The sequence below is a fragment of the Jiangella alba genome (assembly GCF_900106035.1).
Taxonomy (GTDB): domain Bacteria; phylum Actinomycetota; class Actinomycetes; order Jiangellales; family Jiangellaceae; genus Jiangella; species Jiangella alba.
In genome coordinates, this window is sequence record NZ_FNUC01000004.1 from 1 (window position 1) to 23,881 (window position 23,881).

The window sequence follows — 23,881 nt, forward strand, 5'->3', positions numbered from 1 at the left end:
TGCGACGACAGCGCCAGCGGGTCGATCTGCCAGGCGTCGGAGCTGGTGGAGATGCCGAACGTGCTGGTCTCGCCGGATTCGCCGAGGATGCCGAAGGTGATCAGCGCGACCAGCGCGAGCAGGCCGAACGCGATGGGCGTCTTCCAGCTCGGCCGGACGGCGAGGTCCGCGACCGTGGGAGCGGACGGTGCCGTGACAGTCGGCGCGCTCACGCGCCCCACCCCCTCTGCAGCCCGGCGACGGGTTGCCCGGCCGACCGGACCGGGACCCGGAAGATGGCCCGGACCAGCGGCGGCGCCGCGATGAACAGCACGATCAGCGACTGGATGACGACGATGATGTCGATGGGCGTGCCGGTGCTGGCCTGCATGGGCACGCCGCCGGCGCGCAGCGCGCCGAACAGCAGGCCCGCGGCCACTGTCCCCCACGGACTGGCCCGGCCGAGCAGCGCCACGGTGATGGCGTCGAAGCCGATGCCGGCCGAGATGCCGGACGTGAGGTACCGCTCGGTGCCCAGCACCTGCATGACGCCCGCGAGCCCGGACAGGCCGCCGGCCAGCACCATGACCCAGATGTAGGTGCGGCTGACGGACATGCCGGCGGTGCGCGCGGCGTTGGGGTTGGCCCCGACTGCGCGGAACTCGAAGCCCATGGTGCTGCGCTCGAGCAGCCACCACACGCCGAACGCGGCCAGGATGACCAGCACGAACCCGAGGTGCAGCCGGGAGTCGTCGAAGAACCGGGGCAGCTGCGCGGACCCGTCGACGATGGGGCTGACGGGGTTGGACGCGCCGGGCCGCTGGAACGCGGCCGTCGTGAGCAGGTAGGCGATGAGGAATCGCGCCACGTAGTTGAGCATGATCGTGACGATGACCTCGTGCGCCCCGGTGCGCGCCTTCAGTACGCCGACGATGCCGGCCCACAGCGCGCCGCCCACGATGCCGGCCAGCACGCCGACGACGAGGTGCAGGCCGGTCGGCAGGTGCCAGCCGAAGCCGACGTAGCCGGCGAGGATGGCGCCCAGGATGATCTGGCCCTCGGCGCCGATGTTGAACAGGCCGGCCCGGAACGCCAGCGCGACGCCGAGACCGGCGGCGATGAGCGGCGCGGCGTTGGTCGCGGTCTCGGCCAGCGGCCGCAGCGCCCGCCCGATCGTGTACTCGTTGATGTCGATGATCGAGCCGGTGAACAGCGCACTGTAGGCGTCGCTGATGGCGTTCCACGCGGCCGAGAGGGTGTCGCCGGGCCGGGAGAAGAAGTAGTCGGCGCGGTCCTGGACGTCCGGGTCGGACGCCGCGATCAGCACGGCCCCGATGACCAGCGCCAGCAGCACCGACAGGAGGGTGACCAGGATGCTGCCGCCGGTCAGCTCGCGCATGAACCGCTGGAAGAACGTCTCCTGCCGCGGCGGGAGCGGCTCCTCCTCGGGCGCGGCGGGCTCGGGCGCCTCGGCGGGTGGCTTGGTGTCGGTCACGGCTGTCCGTCCTCCGGGTCGCCGGTCTCGCCGGCGAGTTCGACCTCCGTCGGGTTCGCTTCGGCCTCGGCCTGCGCCTCGTCGGGCGCGATGCCGGCCATCATCAGGCCGAGCACGTCGCGGCCGGTGTCGCCGGGCACGATGCCGACGATGCGGCCGCGGTACATGACGGCGATGCGGTCGGCCAGCGCGCTGATCTCGTCGAGCTCGGTGGAGACGATGATGACCGGCGTGCCCTGGTCGCGCTCGCGCACGATGCGCTTGTGGACGAACTCGATCGAGCCGACGTCGAGGCCGCGGGTCGGCTGGGCGGCGATGAACAGCTTCAGTGGCCGCGACAGCTCCCGGGCGACGACGACCTTCTGCTGGTTGCCGCCGGACAGCGTGCCGGCCGGGGTGTCGATGCTGCTGGTGCGGATGTCGAACTCCTCGACCCGCTGCCGCGCGTTCGTCGCCAGTTCCGACCCGCGCAGCGACAGGCCGCGGGCGAACGGGGCGCGCCGGTAGAGGTCGAGGACGAGGTTCTCGGCGACGGTGAAGCTGGAGACGATGCCGTCGACGGTGCGGTCCTCTGGCACGAACCCGACGCCGGCGCCGAGGACGTCGCCGACCCCGCGGCCGAGCAGTTCCTTGCCGTCGAGGCGGATCGACCCGGTGACGTGCTCCTGCACGCCGAGGATCGCCTCGACCAGCTCGGTCTGGCCGTTGCCCTGGACGCCGCCGACGGCGAGGATCTCGCCGCCGCGCACGTCGAAGGAGACGTGGTCGACGACAGCTGTGCCGCGGTCGTCGACCACGCTGAGGTCGTCGACGGCGAACGCGACGTCGCCCGGCTCGGCCGGCGACTTGTCGACGGTGAGGCTGACGGAGCGGCCGACCATCATCGAGGCCAGCTCGTTCTCCGACGCGTCCGGCGACGCCTCGCCGACGACGGCGCCGCGGCGGATGACGGTGATGCGGTCGGCGATGGCGCGGACCTCGCGCAGCTTGTGGGTGATGAACACGATCGACGTGCCGTCGGCCTTGAGCTGGCGCATGATCGCGATCAGCTCGTCGGTCTCCTGCGGCGTCAGCACCGCGGTCGGCTCGTCGAGGATCAGCACATCGGCCTTGCGGACCAGCGCCTTGATGATCTCGACCCGCTGCTGGACGCCGACCGGAAGGTCCTCGACGAGGGCGTCGGGGTCGACGTTGAAGCCGTAGCGGTCGGAGATCTCGCGGACGTCGCGCCGGGCGGCGTCCATGTCGAGCAGGCCGGCCGAGCCGACGTGCTCCTGGCCGAGCATGACGTTCTCGGCGACGGTGAACACCGGGATCAGCATGAAGTGCTGGTGCACCATGCCGATGCCGGCCGCCATGGCGTCGCCGGGCCCGGAGAACGCGACCTTGTTGTCGTTGACGACGATCTGGCCGTCGTCGGGCTGGTACAGGCCGTACAGCACGTTCATCAGCGTGCTCTTGCCGGCGCCGTTCTCACCGAGCAGGCAGTGGATCTCGCCCGGCTCGACCACCAGGTCGATGGAATCGTTGGCCACCAGGCTGCCGAAGCGCTTGGTGATGCCGCGCAGTTCGAGCTTCAACGGCCGGACCGCCCTCCTCGTGGTGCGAGCGAAGAAGTGAGCACGACGCTACCCCGAACGGCCCGCGGGGCGGGCCGTCCGGGGTGGTCGTGACCGAGAGTCAGGAGAACGCCGCGTCCGACTCGACCACGAGGTCGCCGGAGATGATCTGCTCCTGGATCTGCGCGAGCTCGTCCTTCGTCTCCTGCGTGACCTCACCGTCGAAGTCGTGGAACGGAGCCAGCCCGACGCCGCCGTTCTCCAGCGTGCCGACGTACGGCTCGTTGCTGAACGCGCCGTCCGCGGCCTCCTGCGTGGCGGCGAGGACGGCCTGGTCCATGCCCTTGAGGACGGAGGTCAGGATGACGTCGCCGTAGTCGGGCGCGGACTCGAAGCCGTCGGAGTCGGCCCACACGACGGTGACGTTGCCGGCCGCCTGCGCCGCGATGGCCGCGCTCTCGGCCAGCGGGCCGGCGACCGGGTGCAGGACGTCGGCGCCCTGGCTGATCAGGTTGTCGCTGATCTGGCGGGCGAGGCCGGTGTTGGCGAAGTCGCCGACGAACTGGCCGTCCTGCGTCGCCTTGTCCCAGCCGAGGACCTGGACGTCGGTCCCCTTCTGCTCGTTGTAGTACTGGACGCCGTCGTAGAAGCCGTCCATGAAGATGGTGACCGTGGGGATGGGCGCGCCGCCCCAGGTGCCGACGATGCCGGTCTTGGAGTACGACGCCGCGGCGTAGCCGGCCAGGAACGCCGCCTCCTGGGTGTTGAACACCAGCGGCTTCACGTTGTCGATGGGCGTCGGCGTGCCGGTCTCGTCGGTGTACTGGTAGTCGACGATGGCGAAGTGCTCGTCGGGGTTGGACTCGGCCGCCTCGCGGGTGGCGTCGGCCAGCAGGAAGCCGACCGTCACGATGATGCCGCAGTCGTCCTGGACCATCGCGGTGACGTTCGGGCCGTAGTCGGCGTCGGTCTGCGACTCCGCGAACTTCGGCTCCGGGATGATGCCCTCTTCCTGGGCCAGCACCAGGCCGTTGTACGAGGTCTCGTTGAACGACTTGTCGTTGATGCCACCCTGGTCGGACACCATGCACGCGGTGAAGTCGGCGTTACCGCCGGTGCTGTCGCCGGTGGCGGTGCCGTCGCCGTTCTCGTCCGGAGCCTCACCACAGGCCGCGACCGCGAGCGCGACGGCGCTCACCGCGGCGGCGAGCCGAAACCTCTTGTTCATCTGCCCCTCCAGGCCCCAGATGGTCGATCGGCCGTGCCACGCGTGTTCGGTGGGGCCGAAATCGCTACGAATCCAAGGCGTAGGCTAACCGCCTATCTCGCCATTTGAACGCAGGGTGAACCGCCGAGATGTATCCGTGACCAAGTCGCTGTCGAACCGCCGCACAGCCTGAACGCCCGGAACGTCCCCTCAGCGGGCGCGTTTGACGACGGTCTGCACCTCGGCGACCGGGACGTTCACGGTCGATTCGCGGCGCAGCGGGTCGAGGTCGCCACCGACGGCGGTGCCGTCCTCTTCCTGCCCCTCCCACCACGCCGACCACTCGGTGGCGGCGGTGACGGGGTAGCCGCCCGGGTAGGCGACGGAGGCGCGGGTGAACTGGACGGTGCATCCATCGCCGTCGGCCGCGCCGGACGACCAGGCCTGCTGGGCGACCTCAGGGTCGCACTGGCGCGACCCGTTCGGCGACGCGATGGACAGCCCGTCGGTCGTCGCGGTGACCTCGGCCCACACGTCGGATCCGACGACGTCGGCGCGGATGGTGCGGGTGCCGCCGTTGCCGCCGACCATCTCGGGGTCGACCACCCAGAACCAGGTGTTGACGTTGACGAACGTGGCGCCGTCGGCGGTGCCGGCCAGCTTCGGGTTGCGGTCGACCTCGGGCTCGTCGATGACCATGACGTCGCGGGCCTCGATGGCCAGCGTCTCGGGGTCGACGGCCGGCGCCGGCTCCTCACCCGTGACGAACGGCGCGTACGTCTGCGGGGCCTGGCCACCGTTCTCCTCGGACACCTCGGTCACCTTCGGCGAGCAGGCGGCGACGTCGGGCGAGTCGGACGAGATGTGGTACCAGGTGATGTCGTTGCCGGCCGCCTCCTGGGCGATGGCCCATTCGAACACCGTGATGTCCGGGAAGGCGAGCTGGCCGACCGCCGCGTGGCCGGTGAGGTAGGGCCGCACCTCCTGGTACCACTCGTAGAACGCCGTGGGATCGCTGGGGTCGACCATGGTGCCGTCGATGAGCATCGGCGACGCCACCTCCCACCAGCAGATGGGCGGGACGGAGACCGTGTAGCTGCCACCGTCGCCGGGAGAGCCGTCGCCGGTCAGGACGACCTCGACGCCCACCTCGTAGCCGTCGCCGGTGTCGTCGCCGCCGGTGCCGTCGCGGGCGCCGGCCAGGCCGGCCGAGGCCAGCACCAGGGCGGCGCCGGCCACCAGCGTGGACAGGCTTCTGACGACGGCCCTCATGGCTCGGCACTCCAGGTGGTTCGGTCACAACGGGCGGATCTGGACTTTACCATCGGGCACGAACCCCGTCAGGACGCCGTCTCACTCGCACGGCGCGGGGTCGGCCTGCTCGGTGTCGGAGGCCAGCCACGCGCCCTCGACCAGCGACATCGTCAGCACCAGACGCTCGACCTCGGGCTGCGGCTCGCCCGTGCCGCCGATGTACTGCACCCAGTCGCGCATGATGGTGCAGACGTCGACCTCGGCGGTGGTGTCGTTGACACTGACGTCGCGCAGCACGAGTTGCGTCGTCTCGCCGACGACGACCCGCTGCTTCGAGATCGACTCGACCATGTAATTGAGCAGCCGGCCCAGTTGGGGGTCGACGGCGGTGCGCAGGAGGCCCGACTGTTCGTCGCCGGCGCCGAACAGCACGGCGTCCCAGCTGGCCATGAACCGGCCGGCGCCCTGCAGCACCGCGAGCTCCTCGTCGGTGGCGTCGGCGGGCGCCTCGATGGGCAGTTCGGAGTGCAGCTCGACGGTGCGTTCTTCGCCGGGCGGCTGGTAGGGCGGCGTGAACGCGGCACTCGGCTCGGTCACGGGGCCGGACGGGTCGTCGCCGGGCACCGTCGGCGGGTCGGACGGGACGGCGGACGCGGACGTCGTGACGTCGGCGCCGCCGGTCGACGAGCCCAGGCCGGTCGGCTCTTCACCGGCGGCCGAGCAGCCGGCCGGCAGCAGGAACGCGGCCACGGCGGCGCCCACCGCCAGCGCGCGTCGGCTCATGCGTCCCTCCGTCGATGTGCTGATCGGCACATCGTACGTTCCGCGCCGGACAGCGGTCAGATTCCGGCCGGCGGCGTGTACGTCCCCCACACCTCGCGCAGCGCGTCGCACACCTCGCCGACGGTGGCCCGGGCGGCCAGCGCGGCGCGCATCGGGACCAGCACGTTGTCGCTGCCGGCCGCGGCCGCGCGCAGGGCGTCGAGTTCGCGGCGCACGACGTCGCCGTCGCGGGACGAGCGCAGCGCGGCCAGCCGCGCGGCCTGCGCCGCCTCGATCGCGGGGTCGACCCGCAGCGGCTCGTACGGCTCCTCGTCGTTGGTGACGTACCGGTTGACGCCGACCACGGTCCGCGCGCCGGCGTCGACCTGCTTCGCGACGTCGTACGCGGACTGCTCGATCTGGTCCTTCTGGAAGCCGCGCTCGATGGCCGCGACGGCACCGCCCATGTCCTCGACCCGCGTCATCAGCTCGACGGCGGCCGCCTCCAGCTCGTCGGTGAGCGACTCGACGGCGTACGACCCTGCGAACGGGTCGACGGTGCTGGTGACGTCGGTCTCGTAGGCCAGCACCTGCTGGGTGCGCAGCGCCAGCCGGGCCGCCTTCTCCGTCGGCAGCGCGATGGCCTCGTCGTAGGAGTTCGTGTGCAGCGACTGCGTGCCGCCGAGCACCGCGGCCAGCGCCTGCACCGCGACCCGGACCAGGTTGACCTCCGGCTGCTGCGCCGTGAGCTGCACGCCCGCCGTCTGGGTGTGGAACCGCAGCATCTGCGACTTCGGGTTGGTCGCTCCGAACTCGTCGCGCATGACGCGGGCCCAGATGCGCCGGGCGGCGCGGAACTTCGCGACCTCCTCGAGAATCGTCGTCCGCGACACGAAGAAGAACGACAACCGCGGCGCGAACTCATCGACGTCGAGCCCGGCCGACAGCGCCGCGCGCACGTATTCGCGCGCGTTGGCCAGCGTGAACGCCACCTCCTGCACGGGCGTCGCGCCGGCCTCGGCCATGTGGTAGCCGGAGATCGAGATGGTGTTCCAACGCGGCAGCTCGCGCCGGCAGTAGCCGAAGATGTCGCTGGTCAGCCGCAGCGACGCGGCCGGCGGGTAGATGTAGGTGCCGCGGGCGATGTACTCCTTGAGCACGTCGTTCTGGACCGTCCCGGTCAGCCGCTCACCGGCGACGCCCTGTTCCGCGCCGACCAGCTGGTACAGCAGCAACAGCAGCGACGCCGGCGCGTTGATCGTCATCGACGTCGACACCTCGCCCAGCGGGATGCCGTCGAACAGCACGCGCATGTCCTCGACCGAGTCGATCGCCACGCCGACCTTGCCGACCTCGCCCGCCGCCACCGCCGCGTCGGAGTCGTACCCCATCTGCGTGGGCAGGTCGAACGCGACCGACAGCCCGCCGGTGCCGGCCTCGACCAGCTGGTGGTAGCGCCGGTTCGACTCGGCGGCGGTGCCGAACCCGGCGTACTGCCGCATGGTCCACGGCCGCCCCGTGTACATCGTCGGGTAGACGCCGCGGGTGTACGGGTACTCGCCCGGCACGCCCAGCCGCTGCTCCGCCGGCCAGTCGCCGAGCGCCTCCGGTCCGTACACGGGCTCGACGGGCAACCCGGACTCCGTCGTACGCGTGGCCACGCCCCTCACCTCCGTCGGCTGGATCCCTTCACGGTAGGGCTCCGGCAGGGTGCGTGGGTGGTGACATTGTGCACACGGCCCGTTCGCGGCGGCGGGGACCTCTCTTCGGGCACGTTGACGTTGGCGCCAACAGTTGGCGTCAGCGTCAACACCCGTGAACACCGCACCCAGCCGCCGCTTCGCCGGCCGGGGGCAGTTGAGGGCCAGCCGGGACGGGATCAGTCGGCAGCGACGCGGCCCCGATCCAGCGTTCTGATCCCGGGTTCTGATCCCGGCTCGGCGCCGGTCGCACCCACCCGCGGCGGCGGGGACCTGCCTTCGGGCCGGTAGACACAGGCGCCAACAGTTGGCGTCAACGTCAACACCCGCGAACACCACACCCCCAGCCGCCGCTTCGCCGGCCGGGAGCAGTAGGCGGGCCAGCCGGAACGGGACCAGCCGACAGCAACGCGGCCCCCGATCCAGCGTCCTGATCCAGCGTTCTGATCCCGGGTCCGCGCCGGCCACACCCACCCGCGGCGGGGACCTCTCTTCGGGCACGTTGACGCGAGCGTCCCGCGACAACGCTCAGCCGAGCGGATGCACCGTCGTCTCGTGGTCGGCTTCGACGACGAGGAACCGCTCGCCCCGGCCGACCCGGCGGCCCAGCGGCAGCCGCTGCCGGCCCTTGTCCAGCGGGCCGGTGTAGACGTCGGTCTCGTGCACCCGGTAGAGCGGGTCCAGCCGGTGCAGCGTGACGTCCACGTTGGCAGGCTTGCGCAGCACCAGGACGATGCTGTTGTCGCCGGACTCGTAGGCGGCGGCGCCGATGATGCGGGTGTCGCGGTTGGGCGCCGTGACGACCTCGCGGATCTGCGCCACGATGATCGACGGGATCGGCGCGAGGCCGTCGACGACCCGCAGGGTGGGGTTCTGCGCCTTCAGCGACGAGATCATCCGGTCGCGCTTGGGGCCGGTGACGGCCCGGCCCAGCGCCAGGATGTCGATGGTGGCGCCGTCGACGCCATAGCGGACGCGGTCGGCGTCGGTCTCTTCGCGGACCACCATGCCGGCCTCGCGCAACGCCCGGCCCAGCTCGTCGAGGACGCGTACCCGTTTGCCGACGAGCAGCACGCGTGCCGGTGTCCCGATCTCGGTCGTCACTCGCTACCCCCAGGTCGCCCTGTCACGGCCGAGACGCCCGTGCCAGCGCGAGCCGGCTGGCGCACTCGTAGTATCGATCTTGCGGGTAGGCATCACTCAGCGTCACCGTGCGTCTCTCATAGTGAGAATCTTGCGTCTCGAAACGTCAGTCACGGCTCAGCCGACGCCGTAGCGTCGACCGCCGTTCACGCGGCCATCCCCGTCGCGCCACCGGGTGCCCGCATCGTTGCCGACATGAGGGTAGCGATCGTCGCGGAGTCGTTCCTCCCCCAGGTCAACGGTGTCACGAACTCGGTCTGCCGCGTGGTGGAGCATCTCACGCGACGCGGCCACACCGGGCTCGTGATCGCTCCCGGCGAGGGCGTGTCGGACTACGACGGGCACCAGGTGCTGCGAGTGCCGTCGTTCGCGCTGCCGGGCAACGACGACAGCATCGTCGGCGTCTCCACCCGGCGGCGCATCAGCCGGATCCTGCGCGACTTCGACCCCGACGTCGTGCACCTGGCGGCGCCGGTCTGGCTGGGCCGGGCCGGCATGAACGCGGCCACCCGGCTGGGGCTGCCGACGGTCGCCGTCTACCAGACCGACCTCGCCGGGTTCGCCCGCGGCTACCGGCTCTGGCGCACCATCGGCGACGACGCGATCTGGTCGTGGCTGCGGCGCATCCACGACCAGGCGGACCTCACGCTGGCGCCGTCGACGGCCAGCCTGCGGCAGCTGGACGCGCACGGCTTCACGCGGCTGGCCCGCTGGGGCCGCGGCGTCGACCTCGTCCGCTTCCACCCGGCCCACCGCGACGAGGGTCTGCGGCGTGAGCTGGCGCCGGGCGGCGAGGTCATCGTCGGCTACATCGGCCGGCTGGCGCCGGAGAAGCACGTCGCGTCGCTGACGGCGCTGGCCGGGCTGCCCGGCGTCAAGCTGGCCATCGTCGGCGGCGGGCCGAGCGAGGCGTCGCTGCGGGCCGCGCTGCCCGACGCCGCGTTCCTCGGGTTCCGCACCGGCCAGGAGCTCTCGCGCGCCTACGCCAGCCTGGACGTGTTCGTGCACACGGGACCGGCCGAGACGTTCTGCCAGGCCGTCCAGGAGGCGCTGGCCTCCGGCGTCCCCGTCGTCGCGCCGAACGCCGGCGGCCCCACCGACCTCGTCGACGACGGCTGGTCCGGCCACCTCGTCGACACCGGGGACGGCGAGCAACTGCGCGCCGCGGTGGCCCGGATCGCCGCCGACCCGGTCCGCCGGGTCCGGATGGCCGCCGCCGCCCGCGAGTCGGTGTACGGGCGGTCGTGGGAGGCGATCTGCGACCAGCTGCTCGAGCACTACGCGACGGCGGTCGCGCGCAAGCGCCTGGCCGCGCCCGCGGCGTAGGATCTCCGGTGACTTAGGGTGACCTAAGTGAGAGATGTCACGGCCGAAACAGGCCTCTGAACAGGCCAGACGTGAGATTGGCCACGGACCGGACCATGGCGGCAGGGCTACCATGACCGGCGGCCGGGCACGCTGCCCGGCAGTCCCCCGTCGCAATCGGAAGGCAGCGTTCGTGCCCAAGGCACCTGCTGGCACGCTCTATCGCGGCCGTGAAGGCATGTGGTCGTGGGTGGCCCACCGGGTCACCGGCATCGGCATCTTCTTCTTCCTCTTCGCGCACATCCTCGACACCGCGCTCGTCCGCGTGTCGCCGGAGGCGTACAACGAGGTGATCGCCACCTACAAGAACCCGATCGTCGGGCTCATGGAGGTGGGGCTGGTGGCCGCCATCGTGTTCCACGCGTTCAACGGCCTGCGCATCGTCCTCGTCGACTTCTGGTCGAAGGGGCCGCGGTACCAGAAACAGATGTCCGTCACCGTCCTGGTGCTCTGGGTGGCGCTCATGGTGCCGTTCACGATCCGCCACCTCTCCCACGTGTTCGGGGGCTGACCCGATGACGACGACGATTCCCTCGCCGCGCTCGCCGCGGCGGCTGCGCGGCCGGACCAACACCGAGCTGTACGCGTGGATGTTCATGCGCGCGTCCGGCGTGCTGCTGGTGATCCTGATCTTCACGCACCTGTTCGTGAACCTGATCACCGGCGACGGCATCAACGCGCTCGACTTCGGCTTCGTGGCCGGCAAGTGGGCCGACCCCCTCTGGCAGGTCTGGGACCTGCTGATGCTGTGGCTGGCGATGCTGCACGGCACCAACGGGCTGCGCACCGTCATCAACGACTACGCCGAGCGCGACCAGGTGCGGCTGTGGCTGAAGGTCGCCCTGTACACGGCGACGACGATCACCATCGTGCTCGGGACGCTGGTGATCTTCACGTTCGACCCGTGCCCGCCGGACGCGGCCGCCGACCTGCTGCCGTCGTTCTGCCAGGTGCCGTAGTTCATCTTCGAGAGGCAAGTCATGCAGACCCATCAGTACGACGTGGTGATCGTCGGCGCCGGCGGCGCCGGGATGCGCGCGGCGCTCGAGTCCGGCCAGCGGGTCCGCACCGCCGTGCTGACCAAGCTCTACCCGACCCGGTCGCACACCGGCGCGGCCCAGGGCGGCATGTGCGCCGCGCTGGCCAACGTCGAAGAGGACAACTGGGAGTGGCACACCTTCGACACCGTCAAGGGCGGTGACTTCCTCGTCGACCAGGACGCCGCCGAGGTGATGGCGAAGGAGGCCATCGACGCCGTCCTCGACCTGGAGAAGATGGGGCTGCCGTTCAACCGGACGCCCGACGGCCTGATCGACCAGCGCCGCTTCGGCGGGCACACCCGCAAGCACGGCGAGGCCGCCGTCCGCCGGTCCTGCTACGCCGCCGACCGCACCGGCCACATGATCCTGCAGACGCTCTACCAGCAGTGCATCAAGCGCGACGTCGAGTTCTTCAACGAGTTCTACGTGCTCGACGTGCTGTTCAACGAGGTCGACGGCGTCCGCCGCACCGCCGGCGTCGTGGCGTACGAGCTGGCCACCGGCGAGATCCACGTGTTCCGCGCGAAGGCGGTCGTGTTCGCGACCGGCGGCGCCGGCAAGGTGTACAAGACCACGTCCAACGCGCACACGCTGACCGGCGACGGCATGGCCATCGCGTACCGTCGCGGGCTGCCGCTGGAGGACATGGAGTTCTTCCAGTTCCACCCGACGGGCCTGGCCGGACTCGGCATCCTGCTGTCCGAGGCGGCCCGTGGCGAGGGCGCGATCCTGCGCAACAGCGAGGGCGAGCGGTTCATGGAGCGCTACGCCCCGACGCTGAAGGACCTCGCCCCGCGCGACGTCGTCGCCCGGGCCATGGCCAACGAGGTCCGCGAGGGCCGCGGCTCCGGCCCGAACAAGGACTACGTCCTGCTCGACCTCACCCACCTCGAGCCGGCGCACATCGACGCGAAGCTGCCCGACATCACCGAGTTCGCCCGCACCTACCTGGGCGTCGAGCCGTACACCGAGCCGGTCCCGGTCTTCCCCACCGCGCACTACGCGATGGGCGGCATGCCGACGACGATCGACGCCGAGGTGCTGGCCGACAACACGCACGTCCTGCCCGGCCTCTACGCGGCCGGCGAGGTGGCCTGCGTCAGCGTGCACGGCGCGAACCGGCTGGGCACCAACTCGCTGCTCGACATCAACGTGTTCGGGCGGCGGGCCGGCATCGCGGCGGCCGAGTTCGCGGCGAAGGCGCCGCTCGTCGAGCTGCCGGCCGACCCGTCCGACGACACCGTCGCGCTGCTGGAGGGGATCCGCGACCGCGCCGACGGCGAGCGCGTCGCCGTCCTGCGTCGTGAGCTGCAGGAGACGATGGACGCGAACGCGCAGGTGTTCCGGTCCGAGGCGACGCTGAAGCAGGCGCTGTCCGACATCCACGCGCTGAAGGCCCGCTACGCGACCGTGTCCGTGCAGGACAAGGGCCGCCGGTTCAACACCGACCTGCTCGAGGCGGTCGAGCTGGGCTTCCTGCTCGACCTCGCCGAGGTCATCGTCGTCGGCGCGCTGGAGCGCAAGGAATCGCGCGGCGGCCACTTCCGCGAGGACTACCAGAACCGCGACGACGTCAACTACATGCGCCACACGATGGCGTACCGCTCGTCCGACGGCGACGGCGCCGGGGTCCGGCTGGACTTCAAGCCCGTCGTCGTCACCCGCTACCAGCCGATGGAGCGCAAGTTCTGATGACTGCTGCTGTCGCCGACGCGCCCGCCGCGGGCGCCGTCCCGTCCTTCCAGGTCACGCTGCGGCTGCGCCGGTTCAACCCGGAGAACGACACCGAGCCGCGCTGGGAGGAGCACACCGTCACCATGCACGGCACCGACCGGGTGCTCGACGCGCTGCACAAGATCAAGTGGGAGATCGACGGCTCGCTGACGTTCCGGCGGTCGTGTGCACACGGGATCTGCGGCTCCGACGCGATGCGCATCAACGGGCGCAACCGGCTGGCCTGCAAGACGCTGCTCAAGGACCTGCCGATCGACAAGCCGATCACGGTCGAGCCGATCAAGGGCCTCGCCGTGCTCAAGGACCTCGTCGTCGACATGGACCCGTTCTTCGAGGCGTACAAGTCGATCATGCCGTTCCTCGTCACGTCCGGGAACGACCCGTCCCGCGAGCGCCGTCAGTCCCCCGAGGACCGCGCCCGCTACGACGACACCACGAAGTGCATCATGTGCGCCGCCTGCACCACCTCCTGCCCCGTCTACTGGTCCGACGGCCAGTACTTCGGCCCGCAGGCCATCGTCGGCGCCCACCGCTTCATCTTCGACTCGCGCGACGAGGGCGCCGAAGAGCGTCTCGAGATCCTCAACGACCGCGACGGCGTCTGGCGCTGCCGCACGACGTTCAACTGCACGGACGCCTGCCCGCGCGGCATCGAGGTGACGAAGGCCATCCAGGAAGTCAAGCGCGCCCTCCTCTTCCGCCGCGTCTGACCCTGCGCTTCGTCACCTGATCGCCGGCCGGCGCTTGTGTTAGCCTGCCCGCCGTAAGGTGCAGCGCCTCGTTCGCGAGCGTGCCGGGACTTCCGGCCAGCACGGCCGCCGAGTGGCGGTCTTCCTTTCTTCGGAAAGCGTGCTGTGCCATGCCTGAAAACACTTCCGCCACATCCGTCGGCCCGGGTGTTCGTCGCTCCGATCGGCTTCGCTGGTGGGTCTTCGCCGTGGTTCTCGCGGCGGATCTGCTCGACATGATCGACGCGACGGTCACCACGATCGCGGCTCCGGTGATCGTTCGCGACCTCGCGGGATCGGATGCCCTGGTCCCGTGGCTGGGCCTGAGCTACGCGCTCGCTCTCGGGTCGTTTCTCGTGGTCGGCGGCCGCCTCGGGGACCGGTTCGGACAACGCCGGACGTTCCTCATCGGGCTCGTCGGCTTCACCGCGGCGTCGCTGCTGTGCGGCATCGCCTGGACTCCCGCCGCCCTGGTCTGCTTCCGCCTGATCCAGGGCGCGTTCGGTGCCCTGCTGATCCCGCAGGGATTCAGCATCCTGTTGAGGACCTTCCCCCGTGATCAACTCGGCCGGGTCTTCGGCCTGTTCGGACCCCTCCTGGCGGTCGGCTCGATCGGCGGGCCCGTGCTCGCCGGCCTGCTGATCCAGGCCGACGTCCTCGGCACCGGATGGCGATTCGTCTTCCTCGTCAACGGACTGATCGGCACCGTCCTGCTCATCGCCGGACCACGCGTCCTGCCCCGCGACACCCCCGACCCCGCGGTGCGCATCGACCCACTCGCCTCGGCCATCGTCATGCTCGGCCTGCTCGGGGTCATGGGCGGACTCATCGTCGGCGGCGAGTCCGGCTGGGGCCTCGTCCCTCTCACCGCTCTCGTCGCCGGGGTCGTGCTGATCGGCTGCTTCGCAGCGCTGCAACGCAGCACCGCCCGGCCGCTCCTCGCACCCAGCCTGTTCCGCGTCCGCAGCTTCGTCGCCGGGATCACCGTCGGCACCATCTACTTCGCCGCGGTGGCGGGGCTGTTGTACGTGGTCTCGCTGCACCTGCAACAGGGAGCCGGACTCACTCCGTTCCACGCCGCGGCGATCATGGCCCCGCTGTCGGTGGGCATCATCGTCACCTCGTTCCAGGTGCGCGACCACATCCAGCGCCTGGGCCGCAGGCTCGTCCTGGCCGGTACCGCGATCACCCTCGTCGGCGTGATCGGCCTGCTCGCCCTGATCCTGCTGGCACCTGATGTTCCAGCAGTGCTGGCCGTTCCGCTGCTGGTCACGGGTCTCGGGATGGGGTGCTGTTTCGGCTCGCTGTTCAGCACCGCCCTCGGTGACGTGACCGAGCAGCAAGCCGGCAGCGCCTCGGGCACCCTCAATGCCCTGCAGCAGATCGCCAACGCCACCGGTGCGGCCCTCGTCTCCACCCTGTTCCTCACCCTGGTGGCCGAGTCCGGGGACAACACCGCTGCGACCACCAGCCTCATCGTCATCGCCGCGATCCTCGCCCTGGCCGCCGCGTCCACCTCGCTGCTGCCTCGGCACGCAGCAGCCGACCACCACTGACCACGAGCCCGCGTCACGTTGTCCAGGCCGCCGGGTCGGCGGCCTGGACAACCGCGCCACGCCTGCTATCTTGTCTCGCATGGTACCTGGCGAGGGTCAGATCATGACCAACCTCCGGCGCGGCGCGCTGGAGTACTGCATCCTCGCCCTCGTCCGCGACGGCGAGCGGTACGGGCTGGACATCGCCCGCGAGCTGACCGACGGCGTGCTGATGGCCGGCGAGGGCACGCTGTACCCGCTACTGTCGCGGCTGCGCAAGGGCGGGCTGGTCGCGTCGTCGTGGCAGGAGTCGGAGTCGGGGCCGCCGCGCCGCTACTACCGGCTCACGCCCGACGGGCGGGCCGCGCTGGACACGTTCGAACAGACCTGGCGGCCGTTCCGCGACGCCGTCGACCGCGTCCTCGCCAACGGGCGAGGGTGAGCGCCATGGAGGAACCCATGCTGACCGCCACCCAGCATCAGCGCATCGACCGCTACCTGGACGAGCTGGCCGGCGCGCTCGGCGGCCTGCCGGCCAGCGAGCGGGACGACCTCGTCGCGGGCGTGCGCGAGCACATCCAGGCGGCGCTGGCCGACCGGCCCGAGGTCACCGACGCCGACACCGACGAGGTGCTGCGGGCGCTCGGCGACCCGCTCGCCATCGCCGCCGAGGCGACCGGCGACGACGGCGTCCGCTCCGGCCCCGCCGGGGCCGGGAACGCCAGGGCCGGCTCCGCCGGTGCCGGGTCTGCCGGGGCCGGGTCCGCCGGTGGCTCCGGCAAGCGGCCGTTGCCGCAGCGCGACTGGGTACCGGCCGCCGTGGTCGTCCTGCTGGCCGCGGCGCCGCTGGTACTGCCGGTCCTCGCCATGGTCGGCGGCTTCTTCGCGCTTCCGGTGGCGCTGATCGCCGGTTGGGTGCTGCTCTGGGTCTCGCCGCTCTGGACGCCGGGCGAGAAGACGGCGGGCACGTTCCTGCTGCCCGCCCTGGGGATCTTCTGGCTGTTCGCGCTGGTGGGCGCCGTAGGCACGACCGTGTGCTCCGGCTCGATGGACTCGGACGGCACCGTCACCAGCGAGGTCTGCACCAGCGACAGCCCGGTGCCGCCCGTGGTCGCGTGGATCCTGCTGGCGGTGTTCGCCGTCGCCACCGTGGTCACCGCGGTCGTGCTGCAGCGCAACGGCCGGCGGCGGGCGACCGCCCTGGCTCAGAGCTTCTCGACCGGCGCGTAGCGCAGCAGCAGCGTCTTCAGCCCGGACTCGCCGAAGTCGACGGTGGCCTGGGCGTGCTCGCCCTGGCCGTTGGTGGCGACGACGGTGCCCAGGCCGAACGCGTCGTGGGTGACGCGGTCGCCGGCCGACAGCGCGATGACCGGGCGGTTGCCGGCACCGCCCGCGGACCGTCCGCTGACCGCCTGACGGCGGGGCGGCGGCGGGGTGGTCCACTTGACCTGGTCGGCCTCGGTGCGGCGCCAGTCGATCAGCTCGTCGGGGATCTCGGGGAGGAACCGCGACGCCGGGTTGTGCGCCGGCGACCCCCACGCGCTGCGCAGCAACGCCCGCGACAGGTACAGCCGCTCGCGCGCCCGGGTGATGCCGACGTAGGCGAGCCGGCGCTCTTCCTCGAGCTCCTGCGTGTTGCCGCCGAGCGAGCGCTGGTGCGGGAAGACGCCGTCCTCGAGGCCGGTGAGGAACACCACCGGGAACTCCAGGCCCTTCGCGGTGTGCAGCGTCATGAGCGTGACCATGCCGTCGTGGTCGTCGCCCTCGGGGATCTCGTCGGCGTCGGCGACCAGGCTGACCTGCTCGAGGAACCCGGGCAGCGAGCCGTCGGAGTCTTCGCTCGCCTCGTACTCGCCGGCGACGGCGACGAGCTCGCGCAGGTTGTCGAGGCGGGTCTCGTCCTGCGGGTCGTCGGACTCGGACAGCTCGGCGACGTAGCCGGTGCGGTCGAGCGTGGCCTCGAGCACGGCGGCCGGGCCGACGCCGTCGGAGACCAGCTGCCGCAGTTCGTCGGTGAGCTGGACGAACCCCTCGATGGAGTTGACCGACCGGGTGGCGATGCCAGGCGCGTCGGCGGCGTGGCGCAGCGCCTGGAAGAACGTGCTGCGCTCGCGCTGGGCCAGCGCCTCGACCATGGCCTCGGCGCGGTCGCCGATGCCGCGCTTGGGGACGTTGATGATGCGCCGCAGCGACACGGAGTCTTCCGGGTTGGCCAGGAACCGCAGGTAGGCCAGCGCGTCGCGGATCTCGCGCCGCTCGTAGAACCGGGTGCCGCCGACGACGCGGTAGGGCAGGCCGACCCGGACGAAGATCTCTTCCAGCACCCGCGACTGCGCGTTGGTGCGGTAGAACACGGCGACGTCGCCGGTGCGGGCCTCGCCGTCGTCGGTGAGGCGGTCGATCTCGTCGGCGACGAACTGCGCCTCGGCGTGCTCGTCGTCGGCCACGTAGCCGACGATCTTGGCGCCGTCGCCGCTGTCGCTCCACAGCCGCTTCGGCTTGCGGCCGGAGTTGCGGGCGATGACGGCGTTGGCGGCGGACAGGATGGTCTGCGTGGACCGGTAGTTCTGTTCGAGCAGGATGACCCGGGTGTCGGGGTAGTCCTCCTCGAACTGCAGGATGTTGCGGATGGTGGCGCCGCGGAACGCGTAGATGGACTGGTCGGCGTCGCCCACCACGCACAGCTCGGCCGGCGGCACGGCGGGCGCGTCCTCGCCGGAGATGACGCCGGTGCCGACCAGCTCGCGCACCAGCACGTACTGGGCGTGGTTGGTGTCCTGGTACTCGTCGACCAGGATGTGCCGGAACCGCCGCCGGTAGTTCTCGGCGACGTCGGGGAACGCCTGCAGCAGGTGCACCGTCGTCATGATGAGGTCGTCGAAGTCGAACGCGTTGGCCTCGGTGAGCCGGCGTTGGTACAGCTCGTACGCCTCGGCGATCATCTTCTCGTGGTGCGACTCGGCCCGGGCCAGCGCGGTCTCGTAGTCGACCAGCTCGTTCTTGAAGTTGCTGACGGCGTAGCTGAACTGCCGCGGCTGGTAGCGGCGGGGGTCGAGGTCGAGCTCGCGGCACACCATGGCCATGAGGCGGTGGGAGTCGGCTTGGTCGTAGATGGAGAACGACGACGTGTAGCCGAAGTGCTTGGCCTCGCGGCGCAGGATGCGCACGCACGCCGAGTGGAACGTGGACACCCACATGATGTCGGAGCGCTTCCCGACGAGGTCGGCGACGCGCTCTTTCATCTCGCCGGCGGCCTTGTTGGTGAACGTGATGGCGAGGATGGAGCCCGGGTGCGCGTTGCGCTCGCCCAGCAGGTACGCGATGCGCCGCGTGAGCACCCGCGTCTTCCCCGACCCCGCACCGGCCACGATGAGCAGCGGCGACCCCTGATGGGTCACGGCGTCTCGCTGCGGCCCGTTGAGCCCGTCGAGCAGCGCTTCGGGGTCGCGCGAGCGCCGCTTCGCCGGCTTCTTGGGCTCGGCCGCCGCGGTCAGGGTGAGGTCGTCGAACAGGGCACTCATCGCCGGCGGGTCACACTCGCCTTCTCACTCGCTTGGCTGGCGCCCCCAGCCTATGCCCGACCGCCGACAGACTCCGCCCGAACACGCTTACGAACGCGCGACGGTCACGGCTCGGACGCATGTCTCGCGCCCGGGCGGGAACGATCCCTACGGGAGCGGTTTCGATGGGCGACACCTTCACGCCGTACGGCCCCTCCCACGTGACCGTACTGGTGGTATGGGCCGCTCTGGCCTGGTGGTTGGTGCGGCGGGGACGTGCGGCCCGCGGCACCCGCGCGGCAGAGCGTCTCAGCGCCGGCTTCGCGGTTGTCTTCCTGGCTCTGACGCTCCCGCTGCAGGTGTACTTCAACCTGCCCGGCCGCTTCGGCGTGGGCCTGTCGCTGCCGATCCAGCTGTGCGACCTGGCGTGGCTGGCGGCGACGCGCAGTTCCCCGACCCCGCGTTCGTCCTCTACTGGTCGATGCACGGCCTGACCGTCGTCGCGTCGGTGTTCCTCACGTGGGGGCTGGGCATCCGGCCCGGCTGGGACTCCTACCGGGTCGCGGTGACGGCGACGGCGGCGTGGGCGGTCACGGTGTTCGCGTTCAACGCGGCGGCCGGCACGAACTACGGCTTCCTCAACGAGAAGCCCGACTCCGCGTCGCTGCTCGACCTGTTCGGCCCTTGGCCCTGGTACGTGGTGGTCGAGACGGCACTCGTCGTCGCCGTGTGGGCGCTGATCACCTGGCCGTGGACGCGGCCGACACCTGAGCATCGAGCAGGGCGCGGTAGTCGTCGAGGGCGGACTGGTGGCCGGCGATCAACGCGGCCTGGTGCTCGGCCTCGACGGCGGACCAGACGGGGATGAGGCCGGTCGAGGACTTGCAGGCGACGTCGGCGGCGGCGGTGGCGAGCTCGTCGGGGCCGGCCGACTCGGAGGTCCACCAGCGGGGGTCGTCGTTGGCGTCCATGGGCGCGGCGTAGTGGTACCCGGCGCCGGCCATGCACGCGGACCAGGCGGCGAACGCGTCGAGCACGCGCGGGTCGGCCAGGGCGGCGTGCCAGGCGTCGGCCTGGACGGCGGAGACGAGGTCCTGGCCCGCCCGCAGCGACGACTCGGACGCGACGGACGCCGCCTGGGCGGCCGCGCCGAGGCAGCCGCCCTCGGGGACGTCGTCGCGGGTGGTGGCGGCGCCGTCGGCCGTGACGCCGACGAGGACCTCGAGCTCGGCGTCGGTGTGCGCCTCGTAGAACGCGCGCCGCACGTCGGTGGTGGGCGGCGGGTGGTAGCCGTGCTCGGCGGCGATCTCGGGGTCGGCGACGGCGTAGCGGCGATCGTGCCGGTCGGGACCGTCAGCGGCGGAGCCGAACGGCAGCGGCTCGACGGCCGCGTCGTCGAGGCCCAGCGCCGAGGCGCACTCACGCACCCGCGCCTCCGCCGCCGACCCGAGCTCGCGCCCCTCCTCGGTGGTGAGCGCGTACGCGTCGAGCGGCAGCGTCAGCGACGGCCCGGCCGCCGGCGCCGAACCTGCGGCCGGCAACGAACCCGCCACGGCGACCCCGCCGGACGACTGGACGGCGACGTCGGCGGGCGCGGCCGCGCACCCGGCGACCGGGAGCGCGAGGAGGACGGCGGTACGGACGAGCACACGTGCGGTCATGCCACGGCCTTTCCCAGGCCACCGGTCAGCCGCACACCAGGGGCTGCTGGTGGCACCAGTTGAAGGATGCGTTGTCGTTGTAGGTGTCGCCGAGATTCCGGGCGGACAGCGGCGGCACGTCGTCAGCCGGGCCAGCATAACCAGAATTGAAGTAGACGCGCGCGGTGAAATAGCCGTCGCGATTCGTGGCCGACGCGGCGTTGTTCTTCACCGGCCGGCCGGCGCCGGCGCCGGATCCGAGGAAGCGATAGGGCGCGAAGTCGCTGACCCGGTAGCGGAAGTCGTGCAGCGCGCCGGCCTGCCCGGAGTTGTAGTGCAGGCACAGTTCGAGGCCCTGGCAGGCGGCGTCGTGCTCGGCGGCGGAGGCCGTCGAGGAAGCGCCCGTGACCAGCACACTCGTCAGGATGGCGGCGGCGGCCAGGCGGCGGATCGGCGTCACGCGCGGACCTCCAGTTCGACTCGGCTGCCTCGCCACCCTAACGGATGCCGGTATCAGCTCCAGAAGACGGCGATCACGACATTCGCGGCAGTCAGCCCGAACAGGGCGAAGAACAGCCCGTCGGCAATGGCGGTGCGTTTGCGCTGGGCGAAGCACAAGGCGGTGATGATCAGCACGATGACCAGTTTCACGCCGATCTTCGCGTTGTCGACGTCCTTGTCGAGGGAGTCGATGGCGGACGCCATGCCGACCATCGCGACACCGGTGACGAGCTGCGTCAGCGCGCCGTGCAGCATGGCCATGTTGACGACCCGGCCGCCGCGCGCGCTCAGCTGCACCATGATGCCGCCGAGCAGGCTGGCCAGGCCGAAGAAGTGCAGCACGAGCACGAGGTCGTAGACGAACTCCATGATCACCCTTCCCGCGGACAACGCGGGAGCAGCCTACTACGCCGTGTCGTACTTCAGGACCACCGGGTCAGACGAGCCGCCGGTCCGTGGCCCACCGGGTCAGCTCGTACCGGTTCGACAGCTGCAGCTTGCGCAGGACGGCGGACACGTGCGTCTCGACCGTCTTGACCGAGATGAACAGCTCTTTGGCGATCTCCTTGTACGCGTAGCCGCGGGCGATCAGCCGCAGCACCTCGCGCTCGCGCTGGGTGAGGCGGTCGAGGTCGTCGTCGACGGACGGCGCCTCGGTGCCGGCGAAGGCGTCGAGCACGAACCCGGCCAGCCGAGGCGAGAAGACGGCGTCGCCGTCGGCCACGCGGCCGATGGCGGACACGAGGTCGTCGCCGGTGATGGACTTGGTGACGTAGCCGCGCGCGCCGGCCCGGATGGTGCCGATGACGTCCTCGGCGGCGTCGGACACCGACAGCGCCAGGAACCGCACGCCGGGCTCCTTGGGGTGCACCTGGCGGATGACCTCGCCGCCACCGCCCCCGGGCAGGTGGACGTCGAGCAGCACGACCTCGGGCTTGGTGCGCAGCACGACGGCGACGGCCTCGGCGGTGTCGGCCGCCTCGCCCACGACGTCGACGGTCGGCGCCTGGGCCAGCTCGGCGCGGACGCCCGTGCGGAACATGGCGTGGTCGTCGACGAGGACGACCGTCACCGGGCCGGCGTCGGCGGGCCTGGTCTCGTCTGGCTTGGTCTCGCTCACGAGCTTCTCCTGGTCGACAGTCGGACTTCGGTGCCTTCACCGGGCGCGGACCGGATGGTGGCCTCACCGCCGTGCCGCTCCATGCGCCCGATGACCGAGCGTCGCACACCCAGCCGGTCCTCGGGCACGGAGTCGGGGTCGAACCCGGCGCCGCGGTCGCGGACGAACACCTCGACGCCGTCGTCGCCGGCCTCGACGAAGATGTCGATCTTGTCGGCGCCGGAGTGCTTGGCGGCGTTGACGGTGGCCTCGCGGGCGGCCTTGAGGATGGCCCGCGCGGGGTCGTCGATCTCGGCGTCGCCGACGGTGACCACCTCGACCGGCGTGCCGAACGCGTCCTCGACCTCGGCGGCCATCTTCGTCAGCGCGGCCGCCAGGGAGGAGCCGTCGTCGACGAGGTCGCTGTAGAGCCAGCCGCGGAGGTCGCGCTCCTGGCTGCGGGCCAGCCGGACGACGGCGCGGGGGTCGTTGGCCTGCTTCTGGATCAGCGCGAGCGTCTGCAGCACGGAGTCGTGCAGGTGGGATGCCATGTCGGCGCGTTCCTGCGACACGATGCGGGCGCGCCGCTCGCTCTCGAGGTTGCGCCACAGCTTCCACAGCCACGGCCCGGCGATGAGCCCGATGCCGACCAGGATGACCAGCACGCCGCCGAGGGCGTCCATGGTGGCGTCGAACTGGCCCTGCCCGACGAGGAACACGACGACGCCGGCCACGACGACACCGGCGCCGGCCACGACCCGCATGCCGGCGATCCAGCCGCCCTTGCCGGTCAGCGCGGCCAGCCACGGCAGCCGCGGCGAGATGGCCGACAGCCGGCTGCGCTCCTGCTCGTCGGCGGCCCGCCACACCAGCGTCAGGCCGGCGGCGGCCAGCAGCAGCGGGAAGAAGACGGCCGGGCTGACGCCGAGCGGGGTCTGCTGGACCAGCAGCCACACCCCGGCGCCGAGGACGACCAACGCCGCCAGCTGGCCGAGGTCGCCGGTGCGCTGGACGAGCGTGCGGCGGCGGCGCTTGCCGGTGCGGGTGGCGGCGGCGAGGCCGGCCGGCGCGTTCGCCTCCTCGGCCTCGCGCTGCACCGTCTGGTCGAGCGGGGTGAAGATCCACAGCGCGAGGTAGAGCACGATGCCGAACCCGGAGACGGCGCTGAGCAGGCTGAACGCGACTCTGACGGCGAGCGGCTGCACCTTGAACTGCGCGGCCAGCGCCACGGCGACGCCGGCGACCATGCGGCCGTCGGAGTGGCGGACGAACTTGGGCGGCGCGCCGGTGTCGTCGGCGGCGTCGGGCTCGCGCGCGCCCGCGCGCCCGGCCTGCGGCGGCTCGCCGGGCGGCAGCTCGCGCGGCCTGCGCTCGGTGGCCGCGGCGGCCTCGGACTCGGGCTCGGGGTCGGCTCCGACGGGCTCGGCGGGCGCCGCGGCGGCCTCGTCGGCCGCGGAGACGGCGTTGTCGGGCGCCTCGACGGGGTCGTCGCCGGCCTCGTCGGGGCGCACCGAACCGCGCGCTGCCGGCCCGGCAGCACGTGGCGTCGGCACAGTGCTCATGACATCGATGGTCACACGCGCGAGCGCGCGCCGCCATGAGGGACCTCCCGGAGATCCGGGCTCGGGGACCGTTCCGGG

22 protein-coding genes and 2 pseudogenes are annotated in these 23,881 nt (G+C 71.5%); 10 read left to right on the forward strand and 14 right to left on the reverse strand.

Annotated features, from left to right (window positions below):
* The 8 genes and pseudogenes from BLV02_RS17725 to BLV02_RS17760 all read right to left on the reverse strand — a co-directional run.
* Positions 1-212, reverse strand: a pseudogene (locus BLV02_RS17725) (ABC transporter permease); the annotation flags it as partial.
* Positions 209-1,474: an ABC transporter permease gene (locus BLV02_RS17730; protein WP_069110575.1), complete on the reverse strand. Its 1,266-nt coding sequence runs from the start codon at positions 1,472-1,474 to the stop codon at positions 209-211. The gene BLV02_RS17730 and the pseudogene BLV02_RS17725, both read right to left, overlap by 4 nt.
* A complete protein-coding gene (locus BLV02_RS17735; RefSeq protein ID WP_069110576.1) occupies positions 1,471-3,054 on the reverse strand; it encodes an ABC transporter ATP-binding protein in 1,584 nt (527 codons plus the stop codon). The genes BLV02_RS17730 and BLV02_RS17735 overlap by 4 nt, the downstream gene beginning before the upstream one ends.
* A 100-nt stretch (positions 3,055-3,154) precedes the next feature.
* Positions 3,155-4,261, reverse strand: coding sequence for a BMP family lipoprotein (locus BLV02_RS17740; protein ID WP_069110577.1), 1,107 nt, complete (start codon positions 4,259-4,261; stop codon positions 3,155-3,157).
* Positions 4,262-4,450: 189 nt separating this feature from the next.
* A complete protein-coding gene (locus BLV02_RS17745) occupies positions 4,451-5,512 on the reverse strand; it encodes a hypothetical protein (RefSeq protein WP_069110578.1) in 1,062 nt (353 codons plus the stop codon).
* Between the two features lie 81 nt (positions 5,513-5,593).
* Positions 5,594-6,277: a hypothetical protein gene (locus BLV02_RS17750; protein WP_069110579.1), complete on the reverse strand. Its 684-nt coding sequence runs from the start codon at positions 6,275-6,277 to the stop codon at positions 5,594-5,596.
* 56 nt (positions 6,278-6,333) lie between these two features.
* On the reverse strand, positions 6,334-7,917 hold the full coding sequence (locus BLV02_RS17755) for an acyl-CoA mutase large subunit family protein (protein ID WP_069110580.1): 1,584 nt from the start codon (positions 7,915-7,917) through the stop codon (positions 6,334-6,336).
* Between the two features lie 567 nt (positions 7,918-8,484).
* Complete coding sequence (locus tag BLV02_RS17760; protein WP_074946502.1) at positions 8,485-9,060, reverse strand: hypothetical protein; 576 nt, start codon at positions 9,058-9,060, stop codon at positions 8,485-8,487.
* Between the two features lie 234 nt (positions 9,061-9,294).
* On the opposite strand from BLV02_RS17760, the gene BLV02_RS17765 reads away from it, so the two are divergent.
* From BLV02_RS17765 to BLV02_RS17800, 8 genes are all read left to right on the forward strand, one after another.
* Positions 9,295-10,425 carry a glycosyltransferase family 4 protein gene (locus tag BLV02_RS17765; RefSeq protein WP_069110582.1) on the forward strand — a complete coding sequence of 377 codons (1,131 nt, stop codon included), beginning with the start codon at positions 9,295-9,297 and terminating at the stop codon, positions 10,423-10,425.
* Between the two features lie 172 nt (positions 10,426-10,597).
* On the forward strand, positions 10,598-10,975 hold the full coding sequence (gene sdhC, locus BLV02_RS17770; protein WP_074946504.1) for a succinate dehydrogenase, cytochrome b556 subunit: 378 nt from the start codon (positions 10,598-10,600) through the stop codon (positions 10,973-10,975).
* Positions 10,976-10,979: 4 nt separating this feature from the next.
* Positions 10,980-11,423, forward strand: a complete 444-nt coding sequence (locus BLV02_RS17775) for a succinate dehydrogenase hydrophobic membrane anchor subunit (protein ID WP_069110583.1) — start codon at positions 10,980-10,982, stop codon at positions 11,421-11,423.
* A gap of 21 nt (positions 11,424-11,444) precedes the next feature.
* Positions 11,445-13,196 carry a succinate dehydrogenase flavoprotein subunit gene (sdhA, locus tag BLV02_RS17780; protein ID WP_069110584.1) on the forward strand — a complete coding sequence of 584 codons (1,752 nt, stop codon included), beginning with the start codon at positions 11,445-11,447 and terminating at the stop codon, positions 13,194-13,196.
* Complete coding sequence (locus BLV02_RS17785; RefSeq protein ID WP_069110585.1) at positions 13,196-13,948, forward strand: succinate dehydrogenase iron-sulfur subunit; 753 nt, start codon at positions 13,196-13,198, stop codon at positions 13,946-13,948. Before sdhA ends, BLV02_RS17785 begins: the two co-directional genes overlap by 1 nt.
* 80 nt (positions 13,949-14,028) lie before the next feature.
* Complete coding sequence (locus BLV02_RS17790; protein WP_216094117.1) at positions 14,029-15,522, forward strand: MFS transporter; 1,494 nt, start codon at positions 14,029-14,031, stop codon at positions 15,520-15,522.
* 79 nt (positions 15,523-15,601) lie between these two features.
* Positions 15,602-15,943 (forward strand): PadR family transcriptional regulator, encoded by a 342-nt coding sequence (locus tag BLV02_RS17795; protein ID WP_069110587.1) that lies wholly within the window; start codon positions 15,602-15,604, stop codon positions 15,941-15,943.
* 5 nt (positions 15,944-15,948) lie between these two features.
* Positions 15,949-16,731: an HAAS signaling domain-containing protein gene (locus BLV02_RS17800; RefSeq protein WP_069110588.1), complete on the forward strand. Its 783-nt coding sequence runs from the start codon at positions 15,949-15,951 to the stop codon at positions 16,729-16,731.
* Here BLV02_RS17800 and pcrA read toward each other — a convergent pair.
* On the reverse strand, positions 16,707-19,022 hold the full coding sequence (gene pcrA / locus BLV02_RS17805; RefSeq protein WP_069110589.1) for a DNA helicase PcrA: 2,316 nt from the start codon (positions 19,020-19,022) through the stop codon (positions 16,707-16,709). The two genes, BLV02_RS17800 and pcrA, sit on opposite strands and share 25 nt — an antisense overlap.
* A gap of 164 nt (positions 19,023-19,186) precedes the next feature.
* Between pcrA and BLV02_RS38595 the strand changes: the two genes are divergently transcribed.
* Both BLV02_RS38595 and BLV02_RS38600 read left to right on the forward strand, forming a co-directional pair.
* A complete protein-coding gene (locus BLV02_RS38595; protein ID WP_069110590.1) occupies positions 19,187-19,495 on the forward strand; it encodes a TMEM164 family acyltransferase in 309 nt (102 codons plus the stop codon).
* Positions 19,483-19,701, forward strand: a pseudogene (locus BLV02_RS38600) (TMEM164-related integral membrane acyltransferase); the annotation flags it as partial. The gene BLV02_RS38595 and the pseudogene BLV02_RS38600, both read left to right, overlap by 13 nt.
* Before the next feature lie 40 nt (positions 19,702-19,741).
* Here BLV02_RS38600 and BLV02_RS37680 read toward each other — a convergent pair.
* The 5 genes from BLV02_RS37680 to BLV02_RS17840 form a co-directional block, all read right to left on the reverse strand.
* A complete protein-coding gene (locus BLV02_RS37680; RefSeq protein WP_245737763.1) occupies positions 19,742-20,662 on the reverse strand; it encodes a hypothetical protein in 921 nt (306 codons plus the stop codon).
* A 25-nt stretch (positions 20,663-20,687) separates the two neighbouring features.
* Positions 20,688-21,101 (reverse strand): peptidase inhibitor family I36 protein, encoded by a 414-nt coding sequence (locus BLV02_RS17825; RefSeq protein WP_069110592.1) that lies wholly within the window; start codon positions 21,099-21,101, stop codon positions 20,688-20,690.
* A gap of 53 nt (positions 21,102-21,154) precedes the next feature.
* Positions 21,155-21,511: a hypothetical protein gene (locus tag BLV02_RS17830; protein ID WP_069110752.1), complete on the reverse strand. Its 357-nt coding sequence runs from the start codon at positions 21,509-21,511 to the stop codon at positions 21,155-21,157.
* Between the two features lie 67 nt (positions 21,512-21,578).
* The gene (locus tag BLV02_RS17835) at positions 21,579-22,262 is read right to left on the reverse strand and encodes a LuxR C-terminal-related transcriptional regulator (protein WP_069110593.1); all 684 of its coding nucleotides are present in this window, start codon (positions 22,260-22,262) and stop codon (positions 21,579-21,581) included.
* Positions 22,259-23,803, reverse strand: coding sequence for an ATP-binding protein (locus BLV02_RS17840; protein ID WP_083288493.1), 1,545 nt, complete (start codon positions 23,801-23,803; stop codon positions 22,259-22,261). Before BLV02_RS17840 ends, BLV02_RS17835 begins: the two co-directional genes overlap by 4 nt.
* Positions 23,804-23,881: the final 78 nt, after the last annotated feature.